We start from the raw sequence: 17,692 nt of genomic DNA, 5'->3' as shown, positions 1-17,692 counted from the left end.
CGCGCCTTAGGTTGGCGCCGAGACGGCTCCAGCGGCGAAGCTCAACAGGCCAGGGCTTGCCCCTGGCCTCGCCTGCTAGTCCCGCAGCAGCGCCGCCAACCCCGTGCCCATGGCGGTAGGCTGGCTGAAGTCGAAGCGCTCGCGCAGACGACGGTTGTCCGCCTTCGAATGGCGGATGTCTCCCGCCCGCGCGGCCCCATGGGTCACCTTCGGCAGGCCACCGAGCACCTGGCCGATCTCTGCCAGCAGGCCGTTCAGGCTGATGGTCTCGCCGCGCCCCACGTTCACCGCCCCGGCCGTTACTTCGGTGGCTTCCAGCGCCTGCACCAGGATGCCCACCAGATCGGCCACATAGACGAAATCGCGGGTCTGCTCGCCATCGCCGAACACCGTGATCGGCGTCTGGCGGCGGGCACGCTCGGTAAAGATGCTGATCACCCCGGAATAGGGCGAAGACGGATCCTGCCGTGGGCCGTAGATGTTGAAAAAGCGGAAGATCGCCGGCTCCAGCCCGTGCTCGCGGCGATAGAAGTCGAAGTAGTACTCGCCGGCCAGTTTGTCGGCCGCATAGGGCGTCAGGGGCGCCTTGGGCAGCTCTTCGTCGATGGCCTGGCCCTGACCGTTGGCGCCATAGACCGCCGCGCTGGAGGCATAGACCACGCGCCTGATGCCGGCCTTGCGCATGGCCTCGCACAGATTCAGGGTGCCGATGAAATTGGCCCGGTGGGTACCCACCGGGTCTTCCACCGACGCCTGCACCGAGGCCACCGCGGCCAGGTGCACCACCGCTGCACAGCCGGCCACCGCGGCTTCCAGCGTCGCGGTATCAGCCACGTCGCCCACCCGCAGCTCGATACGTTCGTTGTCCAGCGGCAGATTCTCGCGCTTGCCGGTGCTCAGATCGTCAAGCACCCGCACCCGCCTGCCCCGCGCCAGCAGCGCGTCGGCCAAATGGGAGCCGATGAAACCGGCACCGCCAGTGATCAGAATGGGCGCATCACTCATGGAAACCTACCTCGTCCTGCCGAAAGCCCTGCAACAGCGCGGGCAGCTCCTGCTGCCAGCGCCGCGCCTTGATTCCAAAGGTGTTGAGCAGCTTGCGACTGATCAACACCCCCTGTTGTGGCTCTTCCGCGGCATCCGCGCGCTCGAGGTGCGTCACCTCTTGCCATTCGCAGCGCACCGGCCGGTCGAACTCCTGCCAGAGCTGGGCGACGGTCTCGGCCAGGCCCAATTCCGATACCGCTTCCTGGGCGCCATAGTGATAGGTCCCCCAGAGCGGCGCGCCGCAGTCGAGTTGCTTGACCACCGCCAGCAACACCCGCGCGGCATCGCCCACGGTGGTCGGATTGCCGCGCCGGTCGCCCGCCATCGGCACCACCTGCTCGGTATCCAGCTGCTGCAGCAGACGCCCCAGACGCCCGTCGCGGGAGTCGTCCAGCACCCAGCCCAGGCGCAGCAGGATATGCATCGGGCACAGCGCTCGCACCAGTTGCTCGACCCGCCAGAGCGCTTCGCCACGCGCCCCGGGGGGCCGCGGAAGATCCTTTTCACTATAGCCGGCCACGCGGGAGCCATCGAACAGCTGATAACTGGACGGTTGGATCAGCGGAATCTGATAGTGCTGGCAGAGGCCTGCCAGGCGCTGCACGGCCAGCGCCTGGCGCTGCATCAGGGCCGGATCGAAGTCTGCGGCCTGCAACCAGTCGCGGTAGTAGGCGAGATTGATCACCGCTCCCGGCCGTACCCGGTCGAGGACCTCGGTCAGTCCGGCAGCGTACCAGCCCTCCGCGGGAGTCTCGGGGGCGACGAATTCGATGCCCGCTTCGGCACCGGCGGCGAGTAGCGCCTTGCCCAGGGCGCTCTCCCCGCCCACTACTAGAAGACGCATACGCATGTGTTGGAACAGCCTTCAAACCAGCATAAACAGGCGTCGAAAGATTCGACGGACATCGGTCAACATAGCGCGTCGCGCCAACCTTGCTCAAGCACCGGCGGCAACCGCTGCCGGTTCCTCGCGGGTTTGTTCGCGCAGGGTATGGTTGGCGGCGCTCTTGAGATTGGGTAGCAGCCGGCAGATCAGCGCCAGCTGGGTGCACACCAGTCGATAGCCGTCGTCGTTATCATCCGCCGCGGCTTCCAGTTGGTCGGCCAGGCTGCTTTCCTCTTCGGCGGTAGGCGGCAGACTGCGCCGCTCCGCCACCGCGGCGGCTATGGTCTCCATGCCCTCGGCGATACGGGTCACGGCGCGCTCCACCAGGGCATCGTGCTCGGCCGCTTCCAGCTGGCGGCGATGCGCGCCCAAGGCCGACAGATAACCCAGCAAGGTGTTGGACAACGCCAGATAGCGAAAGCCCGCTTCCAGGTTGCGCCGGAAATGCCCGGGATCGCGCAGCATGTTGGCCAGCGCCGCCGACAGCGTCGCATCGGCATTGTGGGCGTTGCGCCGCGCCACGCGGTAATCGAGGTCGTCGCGCTTGCCGGTGCGGTACTGCTCGTGCAACCGGCGCAGATAGAGGGCGTTGGTGCGCAGGGTGTTGGCCATCACCAGGTGCAGGCGGCGCCCCTGCCAGTCCGGCAGGACGAAGAACACCGCCAGCACCGCGATCAGGCACCCCAGCAGGGTGTCCAGCAGCCGCGGCCAGATCAGCATGAAACCGTTGCCCACCTGGTTGAAGCAGAACAGCACCATCAGGGTGATGGCCGCGGTGGCGACGGTGTAGCGATCGGTCCGGGTGATGAAGAACACCAGACCGGCGACCAGCGCCAGCAGCAGCTGGATCTCCGGTTGCGCGAACAGCTCCAGCAAGGCACTGCCCAGCAACAGGCCGATTACCGTGCCGACGATCCGCTGCACCAGCCGCACCCGGGTCGCCCCGTACTGCGGGCGGCAGACGAACACCGTGGTCAGCAGGATCCAGTAGCCGTTGACCGGGTGGATCAGGTGCAGCACCCCATAGCCGGCCATCAGCGCCAGCGCCATGCGCAGGCCATGGCGGAACAGCAGCGAGGTCGGGGTCAGCTGCAGGCGGATACGCTGTAACACCTCGCGCAACGAGCGCGCCGCCGGATCCAGCAGACTGGTATCCAGATCCGCCGCCCCCGAGTCGCTGTTGCCCGCCTCGGAAAATTGCCGCTCCAGGGTCGAGAGATTGTGCCCGAGCAGGTCCAGGGAGCGCAGCAGGCCTCGCCAGCGCGGATTCTGCTGCTGCTTGAGATACTCCAGCGAGGCCTGCAGATCGGTCAGCCCCTGCTGACTCTGCTGGCCATATTCGAAGGGCTGCCCCAGTCGGATCGCCTCGCCCATGTTGCGGCAGGCTGCGGCCTGCAGCTTGAGCAGGCGCTGGCAGCGAAAGAGGATATCACTGTGAAAGAACGCCTCGGTCAGGGCGCTGTAGGGATAGTGCGAGGAGCTGGCGCGCTCATGGATGTCCTGCGCCATGAAATACAGGCGGAAGTAGCGCCCTGAACGTGCGCCCGGCCGCCCCGAGCGGCCGAAGCGATTGAGAATGGTCGCCTTGGCCTGGTTCAGCGCCTGCACCACCTTGCCGTTCTGCTGGGCCAGCAGCACCCGCCGCCGATGCAGATCCACCCCGCGCACCGGTTCGAGCATCTCCGCCTTGAGCCGGAGCAGAGTCTCCAGTTCGCCATAGAGCGCGGACAGATTCTGCCGCACCGGCTGGTGGGCGAACAGCGCGCACCAGAGCACCGAGAGCAGGCCGTACCACAGCGCCCCGGCCAGCAGGTGCGCCGGCTCGTACCACAACGGCACCTGGGTACCCAGCCGCTGATCCACACCGATCATGGCGTAGATCGACAGGATCACCGTAGCCTGGGCGATGGACGCGTAGCGCTCGCCGATGGCGCCGAGCATGGTCAGGCTGAAGGTGGCCAGGCCCAGGCCCACCACAAAGATCCAGGGATAGGGAAACAGCAGTTCGACCGCGAAGGCGGCCACCGCGAAGCACAGCAGGGTGACCACCAGGGACTTGAGACGGCCCAGCCAGCTGTCATCGGTTTCCGCCAGGGCGCTGGCGATGATGCCGAGAAACACCGGCGACAACGCGCGCAGATCGCCCAGCGACCAGCAGACAGCCATGGCGCCGCTCAGGGCGACAAAGACGCGAACGCCATAGCTGGCCTTTTCGTGCGCCCAGAGCTGGCGCAAAGACACTCCAAACACAGTCATGACGGGAGAGCGAGCCTCGTGTTTTCGCGCTTGATGCGAACCTTAGCACTGCGACGTCGCAAGTGGCGTCCGAGGCAGCCTTTCCCGCACTTTTTTAGCGGCGAAAAAAAGCCCGGCATCCGCCGGGCTCCTTCTACCCCTTGGGTCAGGCCACTTCGCTGGGATCCATCCCCAGCCCCTTGGCGATACCCATGCCATAGGCAGGATCGGCCTTGAGAAAATGACCGATCTGCCGCAGCTGGACATCCCGGGTCACCGAAGCCATGGCACCGACGATATTGTCGATCAGCAACGCCTGCTGGTCCGCGTTCATCAGGCGGAACAGCGCACCGGCCTGACTGTAGTAATCCTCGTCCACCCGGTGGTCGTAGCGATCGGCCGGACCGGCGAAATTCAGCGCCGGCTCGCGATATTGCGGCGCCTGCCTGGGCGTATGGCCATAGCTGTTGGGCTCGTAGTTCGGCTGGGAACCGCCATTGCCATCGAATCTCATGGCCCCGTCACGCTGGTTGTTGGCATAGGGGCAGCGCGGCGCATTGACTGGCAACTGCTGGTAATTGGTTCCCACCCGATAGCGCTGGGCATCGGCATAGGCGAACACCCGTCCTTGCAGCATGCGATCCGGCGACAGGCCGATGCCCGGTACCACGTTGCTTGGCGCGAAGGACGCCTGCTCCACCTCGGCGAAGTAGTTCTGCGGATTGCGATTGAGCTCCAGCAGGCCTACCTCCTGCAACGGATAGTCCTGCTGCGACCAGACCTTGGTGACGTCGAAAGGATTTTCGGCGCGACCGGCCGCTTCCTGCTCGCTCATCACCTGGATGCACAGCTTCCAGCGGGGGAATTCGCCACGCTCGATGGCCTGGAACAGGTCGCGCTGGCTGTAGTCCGGATCACTCCCGGCCAGACGTGCGGCCTCGGTAGGCGCCAGGTTCCTGATCCCCTGCTGGCTCTTGAAGTGAAACTTCACGAAGTGCCGTTCGCCCTGGGCATTGATCAGGCTGAAGGTATGGCTGCCGAATCCATGCATGAAGCGATAGCCATCCGGGATGCCGCGATCGGAAAACAGGATGGTTACCTGATGCAGCGATTCCGGCGACAGCGACCAGAAGTCCCACATCATCTGCGGACTCTTCAGATTGCTCCAGGGATCGCGCTTCTGGGTGTGGATGAAGTCGGGAAACTTGAGCGGATCGCGGATGAAGAACACCGGGGTGTTGTTGCCGACGATGTCCCAGTTGCCTTCTTCGGTATAGAACTTGAGGGCGAAGCCACGCGGATCGCGCTCGGTATCTGCAGAGCCGCGCTCACCACCCACGGTGGAAAAGCGCAGGATGGTCTCGGTCTGCTTGCCGACGCTGGCGAACAGTTTGGCGCTGGAGAGATGGGTGATGTCCTGGGTGACGGTAAAGGTGCCATAGGCGGCAGAACCCTTTGGCGTGCACGCGTCGCTCGGGAATGACCTCACGATTGAAGTGGGCCAGCTTCTCGATCAGATGGAAGTCGTCGAGCATCAGCGGACCGCGCGGGCCGGCGGCACGGGAATTCTGGTTGTCGGCTACCGGAATGCCGCTGGCGGTGGTGAGGATCTTGGTATCGGTCACAGGTTGTCTCCCTTGAATAGCGCTTGCTGATCGCGTGGGAGAAGTATCGCCAAGGCAATACTTTAGGACTAATTTATTGATCCTAGCATCCTGATAGAAAATCCAAGTAGAAGGGCCTGCCTGCGGCTTCGCCAAACGTTAGGCATGAAAAAGCCGGGCAGGAGCCCGGCTTTTTCCAGAACAGCGCTACTTATTCAGCAGCTTGTTCCACGGTACCGCCGACCGGACGGTCGATCAGCTCGACGTACGCCATGGGCGCATTGTCGCCAGCGCGGAAGCCGCACTTCAGGATACGCAGGTAGCCACCCGGACGGTTGGCGTAGCGCTTGCCCAGGTCGTTGAACAGCTTGCCAACGGCAGCTTTCGAGCGGGTGCGGTCGAAAGCCAGACGACGGTTGGCGACGCTGTCTTCCTTGGCCAGGGTGATCAGCGGCTCGGCAACGCGGCGCAGTTCCTTGGCTTTCGGCAGGGTAGTTTTGATCAGCTCGTGCTCGAACAGCGACACAGCCATGTTCTGGAACATGGCCTTGCGATGTGCGCTCGTGCGGCTCAGATGACGACCACTTTTACGATGACGCATGATTGAAATTCCTTCCCAAACTATCGTTCGGTGAACAATGACGATCAGGCAGTAGCCTTGTCGTCCTTCTTAAGGCTTGCAGGGGGCCAGTTGTCCAGGCGCATACCGAGCGACAGACCACGCGAGGCCAGAACGTCCTTGATTTCGGTCAGGGACTTCTTGCCCAGGTTCGGGGTCTTGAGCAGCTCCACTTCGGTACGCTGAATCAGGTCACCGATGTAGTAGATGTTCTCCGCCTTGAGGCAGTTGGCCGAACGGACGGTCAGTTCCAGATCGTCCACCGGACGCAGCAGGATCGGATCGATCTCGTCTTCCTGCTCGACCACGACCGGCTCGCTGTCACCCTTGAGGTCGACGAACGCTGCCAGCTGCTGCTGCAGGATAGTGGCGGCACGACGGATGGCTTCTTCCGGATCCAGGGTACCGTTGGTTTCCAGGTCAAGCACGAGCTTGTCCAGGTTGGTACGCTGTTCGACCCGGGCGTTTTCCACCACATAGGCCACGCGACGAACCGGGCTGAACGTAGCATCGAGCTGAAGACGACCGATTGCGCGGGTTTCGTCTTCTTCGCTCTGACGCGCGTCGGCGGGCTCATAGCCACGACCGCGAGCGATTTTCAGCTTCATGTTCAGCGAACCGTTGTCCGCCAGGTGGGCGATGACGTGATCGCCGTTGACGATCTCGACGTCGTGATCGACCTGAATGTCAGAGGCCAGAACCGGCCCCTGACCTTTCTTGCTCAGGCTCAGGGTGACTTCGTCACGGCCGTGCAACTTGATGGCCAGACCCTTGAGATTGAGCAGGATCTCGATCACGTCTTCCTGCACGCCTTCGATGGCGCTGTACTCGTGCAGGACACCGTCGATCTCTGCTTCGACTACCGCGCAGCCAGGCATGGAGGACAACAGGATACGCCGCAGCGCGTTGCCCAAGGTATGGCCGAAACCACGCTCGAGAGGCTCGAGGGTGATCTTGGCACGGGTCTGACTAACCGCCTGCACATCGATATGGCGGGGGGTCAGGAACTCATTTACCGAACTCTGCATGGATGCACCTACTTTCTAGCCCTTACTTGGAGTAGAGCTCGACAATCAGGTTTTCGTTGATGTCGGCGGAGAGATCACCACGGGCCGGCACGCTCTTGAAGGTGCCTTCCTTTTTCTCGGTGCTCACTTCGACCCACTCAACCCGGCCACGCTGGCCGCACAGCTCGAGAGCTTGAGCGATACGCAGCTGGTTTTTGGCCTTTTCACGGACCGCGACGACGTCGCCGACCTTGACCTGATAGGAGGGAATGTTGACGGTCTGACCGTTGACGGTGATCGACTTGTGGGAGACCAGCTGGCGCGATTCAGCGCGAGTGGCACCGAAGCCCATGCGATACACCACGTTGTCCAGACGGCATTCGAGCAGTTGCAGCAGGTTTTCACCGGTAGCACCCTTGCGACGGGCAGCTTCCTGGTAGTAACCGGCGAACTGACGCTCGAGGACGCCATAGATACGGCGGACTTTCTGCTTTTCACGCAGCTGCAGACCGTAGTCGGACAGACGACCGCGACGCTGACCATGCTGGCCAGGAACGGTTTCCAGCTTGCACTTCGAGTCGAGGGCACGAGCGCCGCTCTTCAGGAAGAGGTCAGTGCCTTCGCGGCGGGACAGTTTGCACTTGGGACCAATGTAACGAGCCATTTCTCACTGTCTCCTATTACACGCGACGCTTCTTCGGCGGACGGCACCCGTTATGCGGGATAGGCGTCACGTCGGTGATGCTGGCGATCTTGTAACCACAGGCATTCAGGGCGCGAACAGCGGACTCACGGCCGGGGCCGGGACCTTTGACGTTCACGTCCAGATTCTTCAGACCATATTCCAGAGCGGCTTGGCCGGCACGTTCGGCTGCAATCTGGGCAGCGAACGGGGTGCTCTTACGGGAGCCACGGAAGCCGGAGCCACCGGAGGTCGCCCAGGACAATGCATTGCCCTGACGATCGGTGATGGTCACGATGGTGTTGTTGAAAGACGCATGGATGTGGGCGATGCCATCAACCACTGTCTTTTTGACTTTCTTACGAGGACGAGCAGCAGGTTTTGCCATGACTAGATTCCTGTCGATTCGCGGATGCGATTACTTGCGGATCGGCTTGCGCGGGCCCTTACGGGTACGGGCATTGGTCTTGGTGCGCTGACCACGGACCGGCAGACCACGGCGGTGACGCAGACCGCGGTAGCAACCCAGATCCATCAGGCGCTTGATGTTCATGTTGATTTCGCGGCGCAGGTCACCCTCGGTGAGGATTTTGGCGACCTCGTTACGCAGCTGATCGACCTGCTCGTCGCTCAGTTCTTTAATCTTGGCGGTCGGCTGGATGCCGGTGGCCGCGCAGATCTTCTGAGAGGTGGTGCGACCGACACCATAGATGTAGGTCAGCGAGATAACAGTGTGTTTGTTATCTGGAATGTTGACGCCTGCAATACGGGCCATTCAGAAAAACTCCAATTGACAGCTACCGACGCCCCGGAAGCCAAGAAAAGGGCGCGCGATATTAACGCTGTAGGAACAAATGATCAACCCGGCAGCACACTAGCTGCCGGGTTAGACGCGTGATTCACACTCAGCCTTGGCGCTGCTTGTGACGCGGTTCAGCGCTGCAGATCACGCGCACGACGCCTTCGCGGCGAATGATCTTGCAGTTACGGCACAGCTTCTTGACCGATGCACGAACTTTCATGACAACTCCTCTGACCTTACGGGTAACGGATCAGCGCATCATGCCGCCGCCGTAGCCCTTCAGGTTGGCTTTCTTCATCAGGGACTCGTATTGATGAGATACGAGATGGGATTGGACCTGAGACATGAAGTCCATGACCACTACCACCACGATCAGCAACGACGTCCCACCGAGATAGAACGGCACGTTCGCCGCGACCACCAGGAACTGGGGCAACAAGCACACCGCCGTCATGTACAGGGCACCGAACATGGTCAGTCGGGTCAGCACGCCATCGATATAGCGCGCAGACTGCTCACCAGGACGAATACCCGGAATGAACGCTCCGGATTTCTTCAGGTTCTCGGCCACGTCCTTGGGGTTGAACATCAGCGCTGTATAGAAGAAGCAGAAGAAGATGATCCCTGCACTAAACAGCAAGATGTTCAGCGGCTGACCGGGAGCGATGGCCTGAGCCACGTCCTGCAACCAGCCGAGACCTTCGGACTGACCAAACCACGAACCGAGCGATGCCGGGAACAGCAGGATGCTGCTGGCGAAGATCGCCGGGATGACCCCAGCCATGTTCACCTTGAGCGGCAGATGGCTGTTCTGCGCCGCGAAGACCTTGCGGCCCTGCTGACGCTTGGCGTAGTGCACGGCAATACGACGCTGCCCACGCTCGATGAACACCACGAAGGCGATGATGGCAACCGCCACCACACCCACCATGATCAGCGCGAAGATGTTGATATCGCCCTGCCGTGCCGACTCGAAGGACTGACCGATGGCGCGGGGCAAGCCCGCGACGATACCGGCGAAGATCAGCATCGAGATGCCATTGCCGATACCGCGCTCGGTGATCTGCTCACCCAGCCACATCATGAACAGCGCGCCGGCAACAAACGTGGTGACAGCGACGAAATAGAAGCTGAAGCCCACGCTGAACGCCACGCCCTGACTGGCGAGTCCAACCGACATCCCGGTGGCCTGAACGAGCGCCAGAACCAGCGTGCCGTAACGGGTGTACTGGCTGATCTTGCGACGACCAGACTCACCCTCTTTCTTCAATTGCTCCAGCTGTGGGCTGATGGCGGTAAGCAGCTGCATGATGATCGAGGCCGAGATGTACGGCATGATCCCCAGTGCAAAGATGCTCATCCGCTCCAGCGCACCGCCAGAGAACATGTTGAAGAGGCTAAGAATGGTCCCCTCGTTCTGCCTGAACAGTGCGGCCAGCTGATCGGGATTGATACCCGGAACAGGGATGTGCGCACCGATCCTGTAGACGATGATCGCCAGGAACAGGAATCGGAGGCGGGTCCACAGCTCGGACATACCACCGGTCTTGCTGAGCGCAGAGAGAGCACCTTGCTTAGCCATTTATTCCTCGATCTTGCCGCCAGCTGCTTCGATGGCTGCACGTGCGCCCTTGGTGGCACGAATGCCCTTCAGGGTGACGGCACGAGTGACGTCGCCGGACAGCACAACCTTGACACGCTTGATGTCGCGGCTGATCACGTTGGCGTCTTTCAGCGCCTGCAGATCGACCACATCGACATCAACCTTGGCCAGCTCGGAGGTACGAACCTCGGCACGGTCCAGGGCTTTCAGCGAGACGAAGCCGAATTTCGGCAGACGACGGTGCAGCGGCTGCTGGCCACCCTCGAAACCGGGGGCAACCTTGCCACCGGAACGGGAGGTCAGACCCTTGTGGCCGCGGCCACCGGTCTTGCCCAGGCCGCTACCGATACCACGACCGGGACGCAGCTTCTCGCGGCGAGCGCCGGGAGCGGAACGCAGATCATTCAGTTTCATGACTTAACCCTCCACACGCAGAAGGTAGTAGGCCTTGTTGATCATGCCGCGATTTTCAGGGGTGTCCTGAACTTCGACGGTGTGACCGATGCGACGCAGGCCGAGACCCTTGACGCAAGCCTTGTGATTGGCCAGACGGCCGTGGACGCTCTTGATCAGCGTGACCTTGACGGTTGCGTTAGCCATGATCAGAGAATCTCCTCGACGCTCTTGCCACGCTTGGCGGCAACAGCTTCCGGCGCCTGCATGTGCTTGAGACCTTCAAAGGTCGCGTACACAACGTTTACCGGGTTGGTGGAGCCGTAGCACTTGGCCAGGACGTTCTGCACACCAGCGACTTCCAGGACGGCGCGCATGGCACCACCGGCGATGATGCCGGTACCGTCGGAAGCGGGCTGCATGTACACCTTAGAGGCGCCATGGGCGGCCTTGACCGGATACTGCAGGGTGGTGCCGTTCAGATCCACCTGGATCATGTTGCGGCGAGCAGCTTCCATAGCCTTCTGGATGGCGGCAGGCACTTCACGGGCCTTGCCACGGCCGAAGCCAACGCGGCCTTTGCCATCGCCAACCACGGTCAGAGCGGTGAAGGCGAAGATACGGCCGCCTTTCACGGTTTTGGCTACGCGGTTAACTTGAACCAGCTTCTCGATATAGCCTTCGTCGCGCTTTTGATCGTTATTTGCCATGACTTAGAACTCCAGCCCGCCTTCACGAGCAGCGTCGGCCAGCGCTTTGACGCGACCATGGTACTTGAAGCCAGAACGATCAAAGGCCACCTGGGTAACGCCAGCGGCCTTGGCACGCTCGGCGACCAGCAGACCAACTTTCTTGGCCGCCTCGACGTTGCTGGTAGCGCTTTCGCGCAGTTCTTTGTCCAGCGTAGAAGCGCTGGCCAGGACCTTGCTGCCATCGGCCGCGATGACCTGGGCATAGATGTGCTGGGAAGAGCGGTACACGCACAGACGGACCACTTCCAGCTCGCGCATCTTCAGGCGAGCCTTGCGAGCGCGACGCAGTCGGGTTTCTTTCTTGACGGTCATTTGCTATGCCCTACTTTTTCTTGGCTTCTTTACGGTGGACGACTTCGTCGGCATACCGTACACCCTTGCCCTTGTAGGGCTCCGGCGGACGGAAACCACGAATCTCAGCCGCAACCTGGCCGACCAGCTGCTTGTCGATACCCTTGATCAGGATTTCGGTCTGGTTGGGGGTTTCTGCGGTGATGCCTTGCGGCAGGTCGTAGTCCACGGGGTGAGAGAAGCCCAGAGCGAGGTTCAGCACCTGACCTTTGGCCTGGGCCTTGTAGCCCACACCGACCAGTTGCAGCTTGCGCTCGAAGCCCTGGCTAACGCCGACCACCATGTTGTTGACCAGGGCACGGGTAGTGCCGGCCATCGCACGGGTCTGCTGATCGCCATTGCGAGCGGCGAAACGCAGCTCACCGGACTCTTGAGTGACTTCAACGGACGGATGGACCTTCAGCTCCAGAGCGCCCTTGGCACCCTTGATCGAAAGAGCCTGACCGGCCAGATTAACTTCGACGCCTGCAGGCAGTCTTACAGGGTTTTTAGCAACGCGAGACATGCTGATTCCCCTTAGAAGACTGTGCAGAGCACTTCGCCGCCAACACCAGCAGCACGGGCTGCGCGATCAGTCATCACACCTTTGTTGGTGGAAACGATCGACACGCCCAGACCGCCACGCACTTTCGGCAGCTGGTCAACGGCTTTGTACTGGCGCAGACCGGGACGGCTGCTACGCTTCAGCTCTTCGATGACAGGCTTGCCTTCGAAGTACTTCAGCTCGATGGACAGCGACGGCTTGGATTCCGCGCTGACCTGAAAATCCGCGATGTAACCTTCGTCCTTGAGGACTTTGGCAACGGCAGCCTTCAGCTTGGAAGAAGGCATGCTCACAACGGCCTTTTCAGCCATCTGGGCATTACGGATACGAGTTAGCATGTCTGCTAACGGGTCCTGCATACTCATGGGCTATTAGCTCCTAATACAGAAATTGAGCCTACCGGCTCTCAAAATCACCCCTCGGCAATAGGCCGATTCGGGCGAGCCGAGCATTCTAGAGACCAGCCTGAAACGAATCAAGCCCCAAAAGGGGCTTGATTCAATTACCGCGATGAAAGGCGCTAGCTGTTACCAGCTGGCCTTCACCAGGCCGGGCACGTCACCGCGCATGGCTGCTTCACGCAGCTTGATGCGGGACAGACCGAACTTGCGGTACACGCCATGCGGACGACCGGTCAGGCGGCAGCGGTTACGCATGCGGCTGGCGCTGGCGTCACGGGGCTGCTTCTGCAGGGCGACCTGGGCATTCCAACGGTCCTCGGGGGAGGCGTTGACATTACCGATGGTCGCCTTCAGCTCGGCGCGCTTCTTGGCGTACTTGGCAACCGTCTGCTGACGCTTCAGCTCGCGGTTAATCATGCTTTGCTTAGCCATCTGAAGACCTCAATCAGTTACGGAACGGGAAGTTGAACGCGCGCAGCAGCGCACGGCCTTCCTCGTCGGTACGAGCAGTGGTGGTCAGGGTGATGTCCATACCACGCAGCGCATCGATCTTGTCGTAATCGATTTCCGGGAAGATGATCTGCTCTTTCACGCCCATGCTGTAGTTGCCACGACCATCGAAGGACTTGGCATTCAGGCCGCGGAAGTCACGCACGCGCGGCAGGGAGATGGACAGCAGACGATCCAGGAATTCATACATGCGATCGCTACGCAGGGTCACCTTGACGCCGATCGGCCAGCCTTCGCGAATCTTGAAGCCAGCAATGGAATTGCGGGCATAAGTCACGACCGGCTTTTGACCAGCGATCTTTTCCAGGTCAGCTACAGCGTTGTCGATGATTTTCTTATCACCGACCGCTTCGCCCAGACCCATGTTCAAGGTGATCTTGGTGATGCGCGGAACTTCCATCACGTTACCCAGCTGAAGCTGCTCTTTCAGCTTGGGCGCGATTTCCTTCCGATAAATCTCTTTCAATCGAGCCATGGTGATCTACCTAGCAGCTTCAGGCCTGGACCGCTTTTTGGGTCGACTTGAAGATACGAATCTTCTTGCCGTCTTCGACTTTGAAACCAACGCGGTCAGCCTTGTTGGTCTCGGAGTTGAAAATGGCAACGTTGGAGACATGCAGAGGAGCTTCTTTCTCTACGATGCCACCCTGAACACCCAGCATGGGGTTGGGCTTGGTGTGGCGCTTGATCAGGTTGACCCCACCAACGACCAGACGGTCATCGGCGAGCACCTTCAGCACCTTGCCACGCTTGCCCTTGTCCTTGCCGGCAATGACGATTACCTCGTCGTCACGACGAATCTTTTGCATGTCGGCTACTCCTTACAGCACTTCGGGGGCAAGGGAGACGATCTTCATGAACTTCTCGGAGCGAAGTTCACGGGTCACCGGCCCAAAGATACGGGTGCCAATCGGCTCTTGCTTGTTGTTCAGCAGAACCGCGGCGTTGCCGTCGAAGCGGATGATGGAACCGTCGGTGCGGCGGACGCCGTGCTTGGTACGCACGACGACTGCAGTCATCACCTGACCTTTCTTCACCTTGCCGCGCGGAATTGCTTCCTTGACGGTGACTTTGATGATGTCGCCAATGCCGGCGTAACGGCGGTGGGAACCGCCGAGCACCTTGATGCACATCACGCGACGAGCGCCGCTGTTGTCGGCGACGTCAAGCATGGATTGAGTCTGGATCATGGCTCTCTACCCTTATACCTGAACGGCGCGCTCGACGACGTCAACCAGGGTCCACGCCTTGGTCTTGGCCAGCGGGCGGGTTTCGCGAATAGTGACCAGGTCACCAATGCGGCACTGATTGGTTTCGTCGTGAGCGTGCAGCTTGGTGGAACGCTTCACGTATTTGCCGTAGATCGGGTGCTTGACGCGACGCTCGATCAGTACGGTGACGGTTTTGTCCATCTTGTCGCTGACCACTCGGCCGGTCAGCGTACGGACAGTTTTTTCAGCTTCAGCCATGATCACTTACCTGCTTGCTGGTTCAGCACAGTCTTGACGCGAGCGATGTCGCGCTTCACTTGCGAGAGCATGTGAGACTGACCCAACTGGCCAGTTGCCTTCTGCATACGCAGATTGAACTGGTCACGCAGCAGGTTGAGAAGCTGCTCGTTCAGCTCCTCTACGGATTTCTCACGCAAATCTTTCGCTTTCATCACATCACCGTCCGCTTAACAAAGGAGGTTTCGAGCGGAAGCTTGGCAGCGGCCAGGGCAAATGCCTGACGAGCCAGATCCTCGGAAACACCCTCGATCTCGTACAGGACCTTGCCCGGCTGGATCTGGGCTACCCAGTACTCGACACTACCCTTACCTTTACCCATCCGCACTTCGAGAGGCTTCTTGGTGACAGGCTTGTCAGGGAAGACGCGGATCCAGATCTTGCCGCCACGCTTTACGTGACGGGTCAGCGCACGACGTGCGGATTCGATCTGGCGAGCGGTCAGACGGCCACGGCCGACAGCCTTCAGCGCGTACTCGCCGAAGCTGACCTTGCTACCGCGATGAGCCAGACCACGGTTGTGGCCGGTCATCTGCTTGCGGAATTTTGTACGCTTGGGTTGCAGCATGTTGCGTACTCCTTACTTAGCAGCAGCTTTTTTGCGCGGAGCCGGGGCGACGGGCTTGAGCTCTTCCTGGCGGCCACCAATGACCTCACCCTTGAAGATCCAGACCTTCACACCGATCACACCGTAAGTGGTGTGAGCTTCCGCAGTGGCGTAGTCGATATCGGCACGCAGGGTGTGCAGGGGCACACGACCTTCGCGATACCACTCGGTACGGGCGATTTCAGCACCACCCAGACGACCGCTCACCTGAATCTTGATGCCTTTGGCACCAATGCGGATCGCGTTCTGCACGGCGCGCTTCATGGCACGACGGAACATCACACGACGCTCAAGCTGCTGCGCAACGCTCTGCGCAACCAGGGCACCGTCGAGCTCCGGCTTGCGGATCTCTTCGATGTTGATGTGCACGGGCACACCCATTCTTGCGGTCAGGTCCTGACGCAGCTTCTCGACATCCTCACCTTTCTTGCCGATCACGATACCGGGACGGGCGGTGTGGATGGTGATGCGTGCGGTTTGAGCCGGGCGATGAATATCGATACGGCTTACGGACGCGCTTTTTAGTTTGTCCTGGAGGTACTCACGAACCTTCAGGTCGGCCAGCAGATAGTCCGCATAAGTGCGCTTATCCGCGTACCAGACCGAAGTGTGCTCCTTGACGATACCCAGGCGAATGCCATTGGGATGTACTTTCTGACCCATCTGATCGACTCCGTTACTTGTCCGCAACCTTGACCGTGATATGGCAAGACCGCTTCACGATGCGATCAGCACGACCTTTGGCACGCGGCATGATGCGCTTGAGCGAACGACCTTCGTTTACGAAGACAGTGGAAACCTTCAGGTCGTCCACGTCGGCGCCTTCATTGTGCTCGGCGTTGGCAACAGCCGACTCCAGCACCTTCTTCATGATTTCAGCGGCTTTCTTGCTGCTGAAAGTCAACAGGTTGAGCGCTTCGCCCACCTTCTTCCCGCGGATCTGGTCGGCGACCAAGCGGGCTTTCTGGGCGGAGATACGAGCGCCCGACAGCTTAGCGGCTACTTCCATCTTCCTTACCCCTTAACGCTTGGCTTTCTTGTCAGCCGCATGACCGCGATAGGTGCGGGTAGCAGCGAACTCGCCGAGTTTGTGGCCGACCATGTCTTCGTTCACCAGAACGGGGACATGTTGACGACCGTTGTGCACAGCGATGGTCAGACCGACCATCTGCGGCAGGATCATCGAACGACGCGACCAGGTCTTGATCGGTTTGCGTTCGTTCTTTTCCACCGCGACTTCGATCTTCTTCAACAGGTGAAGATCGATAAAAGGACCTTTCTTCAGAGAACGGGGCACAGTCGAATCCTCTACTGATTACTTGCCGCGACGGACAATCATCTTGTCGGTACGCTTGTTGGAGCGCGTCTTGAGACCCTTGGTCTTGACGCCCCACGGCGAAACCGGATGACGGCCACCGGAAGTACGACCTTCACCACCACCGTGCGGGTGATCGACCGGGTTCATGGCAACACCACGAACGGTCGGACGTACGCCACGCCAGCGGGTGGCACCGGCCTTACCCAGCGAACGCAGGCTGTGCTCACCGTTGGACACTTCGCCCAGGGTGGCACGGCACTCGGACAGCACCTTGCGCATTTCACCGCTGCGCAGACGCACAGTGACGTAGGCGCCTTCGCGGGCGACCAGCTGAGCGGAGGTACCCGCGGAGCGAGCGATCTGAGCGCCTTTGCCAGGCTTCAGCTCGATACCGTGGATGGTGCTACCGACCGGCACGTTACGCAGCGGCAGGTTGTTGCCAGCCTTGATTGGCGCGCCAGCGCCGGACAGCAGCTGGTCACCGGCAGCAACGCCCTTGGGGGCGATGATGTAGCGACGCTCGCCATCGGCGTACTTCAGCAGAGCGATGTGTGCAGTACGGTTCGGATCGTATTCGATACGCTCAACGACGGCAGGGATGCCATCCTTGTTGCGACGGAAATCGACCAGACGGTAGTGCTGCTTGTGACCACCGCCGATGTGGCGAGTGGTGATACGACCATTGTTGTTACGGCCGCCGGACTTGCTCTTCTTCTCCAGCAAAGGAGCGTAAGGCGCGCCTTTGTGCAGATCGGAGTTGACCACCTTGACCACAAAGCGGCGGCCAGCGGAGGTCGGCTTGCATTTTACGATTGCCATGATG

Annotated in this window: 27 protein-coding genes and 1 pseudogene; all 28 read right to left on the bottom strand. The window is 60.8% G+C overall.

The annotated features are described in order from the left end of the window. Window positions 1–75: 75 nt before the first annotated feature. Window positions 76–1,005 (bottom strand): NAD-dependent epimerase/dehydratase family protein, encoded by a 930-nt coding sequence (locus tag QE444_RS04915; protein ID WP_309737453.1) that lies wholly within the window; start codon window positions 1,003–1,005, stop codon window positions 76–78. Then, entirely contained in the window at window positions 998–1,897 is a 900-nt protein-coding gene (locus QE444_RS04910; RefSeq protein ID WP_178083888.1) for a sugar nucleotide-binding protein, read from the bottom strand. Before QE444_RS04910 ends, QE444_RS04915 begins: the two co-directional genes overlap by 8 nt. Before the next feature lie 87 nt (window positions 1,898–1,984). Next, on the bottom strand, window positions 1,985–4,189 hold the full coding sequence (yccS, locus tag QE444_RS04905; protein WP_273861328.1) for a YccS family putative transporter: 2,205 nt from the start codon (window positions 4,187–4,189) through the stop codon (window positions 1,985–1,987). A gap of 145 nt (window positions 4,190–4,334) precedes the next feature. Next, a pseudogene (locus tag QE444_RS04900) lies at window positions 4,335–5,793 on the bottom strand (catalase). A 190-nt stretch (window positions 5,794–5,983) separates the two neighbouring features. Further along, window positions 5,984–6,373, bottom strand: a complete 390-nt coding sequence (gene rplQ / locus QE444_RS04895; protein ID WP_007161227.1) for a 50S ribosomal protein L17 — start codon at window positions 6,371–6,373, stop codon at window positions 5,984–5,986. 44 nt (window positions 6,374–6,417) lie between these two features. Beyond that, window positions 6,418–7,419, bottom strand: a complete 1,002-nt coding sequence (locus tag QE444_RS04890; RefSeq protein WP_017640290.1) for a DNA-directed RNA polymerase subunit alpha — start codon at window positions 7,417–7,419, stop codon at window positions 6,418–6,420. Window positions 7,420–7,441: 22 nt separating this feature from the next. Beyond that, complete coding sequence (gene rpsD / locus QE444_RS04885) at window positions 7,442–8,062, bottom strand: 30S ribosomal protein S4 (protein ID WP_017640289.1); 621 nt, start codon at window positions 8,060–8,062, stop codon at window positions 7,442–7,444. A 16-nt stretch (window positions 8,063–8,078) separates the two neighbouring features. Continuing rightward, window positions 8,079–8,468 (bottom strand): 30S ribosomal protein S11, encoded by a 390-nt coding sequence (gene rpsK / locus QE444_RS04880; RefSeq protein ID WP_003281811.1) that lies wholly within the window; start codon window positions 8,466–8,468, stop codon window positions 8,079–8,081. A gap of 30 nt (window positions 8,469–8,498) precedes the next feature. Further along, window positions 8,499–8,855, bottom strand: coding sequence for a 30S ribosomal protein S13 (gene rpsM, locus QE444_RS04875; RefSeq protein WP_017640288.1), 357 nt, complete (start codon window positions 8,853–8,855; stop codon window positions 8,499–8,501). Between the two features lie 130 nt (window positions 8,856–8,985). Beyond that, complete coding sequence (gene rpmJ / locus QE444_RS04870) at window positions 8,986–9,102, bottom strand: 50S ribosomal protein L36 (protein ID WP_002555468.1); 117 nt, start codon at window positions 9,100–9,102, stop codon at window positions 8,986–8,988. Window positions 9,103–9,132: 30 nt separating this feature from the next. Next, window positions 9,133–10,464: a preprotein translocase subunit SecY gene (gene secY, locus QE444_RS04865; protein ID WP_133860560.1), complete on the bottom strand. Its 1,332-nt coding sequence runs from the start codon at window positions 10,462–10,464 to the stop codon at window positions 9,133–9,135. After that, window positions 10,465–10,899 (bottom strand): 50S ribosomal protein L15, encoded by a 435-nt coding sequence (gene rplO / locus QE444_RS04860; RefSeq protein WP_133860559.1) that lies wholly within the window; start codon window positions 10,897–10,899, stop codon window positions 10,465–10,467. 3 nt (window positions 10,900–10,902) lie between these two features. Next, window positions 10,903–11,085, bottom strand: coding sequence for a 50S ribosomal protein L30 (gene rpmD, locus QE444_RS04855; RefSeq protein WP_007161233.1), 183 nt, complete (start codon window positions 11,083–11,085; stop codon window positions 10,903–10,905). A 2-nt stretch (window positions 11,086–11,087) separates the two neighbouring features. Next, entirely contained in the window at window positions 11,088–11,588 is a 501-nt protein-coding gene (gene rpsE / locus QE444_RS04850) for a 30S ribosomal protein S5 (protein ID WP_007161234.1), read from the bottom strand. 3 nt (window positions 11,589–11,591) lie between these two features. Beyond that, window positions 11,592–11,942, bottom strand: coding sequence for a 50S ribosomal protein L18 (gene rplR, locus QE444_RS04845; RefSeq protein ID WP_007161235.1), 351 nt, complete (start codon window positions 11,940–11,942; stop codon window positions 11,592–11,594). A gap of 10 nt (window positions 11,943–11,952) precedes the next feature. Further along, window positions 11,953–12,486 (bottom strand): 50S ribosomal protein L6, encoded by a 534-nt coding sequence (gene rplF, locus QE444_RS04840; RefSeq protein ID WP_017640286.1) that lies wholly within the window; start codon window positions 12,484–12,486, stop codon window positions 11,953–11,955. Between the two features lie 11 nt (window positions 12,487–12,497). Next, window positions 12,498–12,890 carry a 30S ribosomal protein S8 gene (gene rpsH / locus QE444_RS04835; RefSeq protein ID WP_017640285.1) on the bottom strand — a complete coding sequence of 131 codons (393 nt, stop codon included), beginning with the start codon at window positions 12,888–12,890 and terminating at the stop codon, window positions 12,498–12,500. Between the two features lie 162 nt (window positions 12,891–13,052). Then, entirely contained in the window at window positions 13,053–13,358 is a 306-nt protein-coding gene (gene rpsN / locus QE444_RS04830) for a 30S ribosomal protein S14 (RefSeq protein ID WP_017640284.1), read from the bottom strand. A gap of 13 nt (window positions 13,359–13,371) precedes the next feature. Continuing rightward, on the bottom strand, window positions 13,372–13,911 hold the full coding sequence (gene rplE, locus QE444_RS04825; protein WP_007161239.1) for a 50S ribosomal protein L5: 540 nt from the start codon (window positions 13,909–13,911) through the stop codon (window positions 13,372–13,374). A 19-nt stretch (window positions 13,912–13,930) separates the two neighbouring features. Further along, on the bottom strand, window positions 13,931–14,245 hold the full coding sequence (gene rplX, locus QE444_RS04820) for a 50S ribosomal protein L24 (protein WP_017640283.1): 315 nt from the start codon (window positions 14,243–14,245) through the stop codon (window positions 13,931–13,933). A 12-nt stretch (window positions 14,246–14,257) separates the two neighbouring features. After that, on the bottom strand, window positions 14,258–14,626 hold the full coding sequence (rplN, locus tag QE444_RS04815) for a 50S ribosomal protein L14 (RefSeq protein ID WP_007161241.1): 369 nt from the start codon (window positions 14,624–14,626) through the stop codon (window positions 14,258–14,260). 12 nt (window positions 14,627–14,638) lie between these two features. Continuing rightward, on the bottom strand, window positions 14,639–14,905 hold the full coding sequence (rpsQ, locus tag QE444_RS04810) for a 30S ribosomal protein S17 (protein WP_007161242.1): 267 nt from the start codon (window positions 14,903–14,905) through the stop codon (window positions 14,639–14,641). Between the two features lie 2 nt (window positions 14,906–14,907). Continuing rightward, entirely contained in the window at window positions 14,908–15,099 is a 192-nt protein-coding gene (gene rpmC, locus QE444_RS04805) for a 50S ribosomal protein L29 (protein WP_007161243.1), read from the bottom strand. Then, window positions 15,099–15,512, bottom strand: a complete 414-nt coding sequence (gene rplP / locus QE444_RS04800) for a 50S ribosomal protein L16 (RefSeq protein WP_017640282.1) — start codon at window positions 15,510–15,512, stop codon at window positions 15,099–15,101. The genes rpmC and rplP overlap by 1 nt, the downstream gene beginning before the upstream one ends. 12 nt (window positions 15,513–15,524) lie before the next feature. Beyond that, on the bottom strand, window positions 15,525–16,214 hold the full coding sequence (rpsC, locus tag QE444_RS04795) for a 30S ribosomal protein S3 (RefSeq protein WP_007161245.1): 690 nt from the start codon (window positions 16,212–16,214) through the stop codon (window positions 15,525–15,527). Window positions 16,215–16,227: 13 nt separating this feature from the next. Next, complete coding sequence (rplV, locus tag QE444_RS04790) at window positions 16,228–16,560, bottom strand: 50S ribosomal protein L22 (RefSeq protein ID WP_007161246.1); 333 nt, start codon at window positions 16,558–16,560, stop codon at window positions 16,228–16,230. 12 nt (window positions 16,561–16,572) lie between these two features. Then, entirely contained in the window at window positions 16,573–16,848 is a 276-nt protein-coding gene (gene rpsS, locus QE444_RS04785; RefSeq protein ID WP_007161247.1) for a 30S ribosomal protein S19, read from the bottom strand. Window positions 16,849–16,866: 18 nt separating this feature from the next. Further along, a complete protein-coding gene (rplB, locus tag QE444_RS04780) occupies window positions 16,867–17,688 on the bottom strand; it encodes a 50S ribosomal protein L2 (RefSeq protein ID WP_007161248.1) in 822 nt (273 codons plus the stop codon). Window positions 17,689–17,692: the final 4 nt, after the last annotated feature.

Origin of the sequence: Pseudomonas sp. SORGH_AS_0199, from assembly GCF_031453735.1 — a bacterium.
Classification (GTDB): Bacteria; Pseudomonadota; Gammaproteobacteria; order Pseudomonadales; family Pseudomonadaceae; genus Chryseomonas; species Chryseomonas aestiva.
Note: the sequence above shows the minus strand (reverse complement) of the source record. Positions and strands in the feature narration are given on the sequence as shown.

What these genes read in the sequence shown, in the direction of transcription:
- rplF (WP_017640286.1), bottom strand. Translation starts at nt 12,486, where the DNA reads ATGTCTCGCGTTGCTAAAAACCCTGTAAGACTGCCTGCAGGCGTCGAA.
- rplR (WP_007161235.1), bottom strand. Translation starts at nt 11,942, where the DNA reads ATGACCGTCAAGAAAGAAACCCGACTGCGTCGCGCTCGCAAGGCTCGC.
- rpmD (WP_007161233.1), bottom strand. Translation starts at nt 11,085, where the DNA reads ATGGCTAACGCAACCGTCAAGGTCACGCTGATCAAGAGCGTCCACGGC.
- rpsE (WP_007161234.1), bottom strand. Translation starts at nt 11,588, where the DNA reads ATGGCAAATAACGATCAAAAGCGCGACGAAGGCTATATCGAGAAGCTG.
- rplP (WP_017640282.1), bottom strand. Translation starts at nt 15,512, where the DNA reads ATGCTGCAACCCAAGCGTACAAAATTCCGCAAGCAGATGACCGGCCAC.
- QE444_RS04890 (WP_017640290.1), bottom strand. Translation starts at nt 7,419, where the DNA reads ATGCAGAGTTCGGTAAATGAGTTCCTGACCCCCCGCCATATCGATGTG.
- rpsD (WP_017640289.1), bottom strand. Translation starts at nt 8,062, where the DNA reads ATGGCTCGTTACATTGGTCCCAAGTGCAAACTGTCCCGCCGCGAAGGC.
- secY (WP_133860560.1), bottom strand. Translation starts at nt 10,464, where the DNA reads ATGGCTAAGCAAGGTGCTCTCTCTGCGCTCAGCAAGACCGGTGGTATG.
- rplO (WP_133860559.1), bottom strand. Translation starts at nt 10,899, where the DNA reads ATGAAACTGAATGATCTGCGTTCCGCTCCCGGCGCTCGCCGCGAGAAG.
- QE444_RS04915 (WP_309737453.1), bottom strand. Translation starts at nt 1,005, where the DNA reads ATGAGTGATGCGCCCATTCTGATCACTGGCGGTGCCGGTTTCATCGGC.
- rplV (WP_007161246.1), bottom strand. Translation starts at nt 16,560, where the DNA reads ATGGAAGTAGCCGCTAAGCTGTCGGGCGCTCGTATCTCCGCCCAGAAA.
- QE444_RS04910 (WP_178083888.1), bottom strand. Translation starts at nt 1,897, where the DNA reads ATGCGTATGCGTCTTCTAGTAGTGGGCGGGGAGAGCGCCCTGGGCAAG.
- rpsQ (WP_007161242.1), bottom strand. Translation starts at nt 14,905, where the DNA reads ATGGCTGAAGCTGAAAAAACTGTCCGTACGCTGACCGGCCGAGTGGTC.
- rpmC (WP_007161243.1), bottom strand. Translation starts at nt 15,099, where the DNA reads ATGAAAGCGAAAGATTTGCGTGAGAAATCCGTAGAGGAGCTGAACGAG.
- yccS (WP_273861328.1), bottom strand. Translation starts at nt 4,189, where the DNA reads ATGACTGTGTTTGGAGTGTCTTTGCGCCAGCTCTGGGCGCACGAAAAG.
- rplQ (WP_007161227.1), bottom strand. Translation starts at nt 6,373, where the DNA reads ATGCGTCATCGTAAAAGTGGTCGTCATCTGAGCCGCACGAGCGCACAT.
- rplX (WP_017640283.1), bottom strand. Translation starts at nt 14,245, where the DNA reads ATGCAAAAGATTCGTCGTGACGACGAGGTAATCGTCATTGCCGGCAAG.
- rplB (WP_007161248.1), bottom strand. Translation starts at nt 17,688, where the DNA reads ATGGCAATCGTAAAATGCAAGCCGACCTCCGCTGGCCGCCGCTTTGTG.
- rpmJ (WP_002555468.1), bottom strand. Translation starts at nt 9,102, where the DNA reads ATGAAAGTTCGTGCATCGGTCAAGAAGCTGTGCCGTAACTGCAAGATC.
- rplE (WP_007161239.1), bottom strand. Translation starts at nt 13,911, where the DNA reads ATGGCTCGATTGAAAGAGATTTATCGGAAGGAAATCGCGCCCAAGCTG.
- rpsM (WP_017640288.1), bottom strand. Translation starts at nt 8,855, where the DNA reads ATGGCCCGTATTGCAGGCGTCAACATTCCAGATAACAAACACACTGTT.
- rplN (WP_007161241.1), bottom strand. Translation starts at nt 14,626, where the DNA reads ATGATCCAGACTCAATCCATGCTTGACGTCGCCGACAACAGCGGCGCT.
- rpsN (WP_017640284.1), bottom strand. Translation starts at nt 13,358, where the DNA reads ATGGCTAAGCAAAGCATGATTAACCGCGAGCTGAAGCGTCAGCAGACG.
- rpsC (WP_007161245.1), bottom strand. Translation starts at nt 16,214, where the DNA reads ATGGGTCAGAAAGTACATCCCAATGGCATTCGCCTGGGTATCGTCAAG.
- rpsH (WP_017640285.1), bottom strand. Translation starts at nt 12,890, where the DNA reads ATGAGTATGCAGGACCCGTTAGCAGACATGCTAACTCGTATCCGTAAT.
- rpsK (WP_003281811.1), bottom strand. Translation starts at nt 8,468, where the DNA reads ATGGCAAAACCTGCTGCTCGTCCTCGTAAGAAAGTCAAAAAGACAGTG.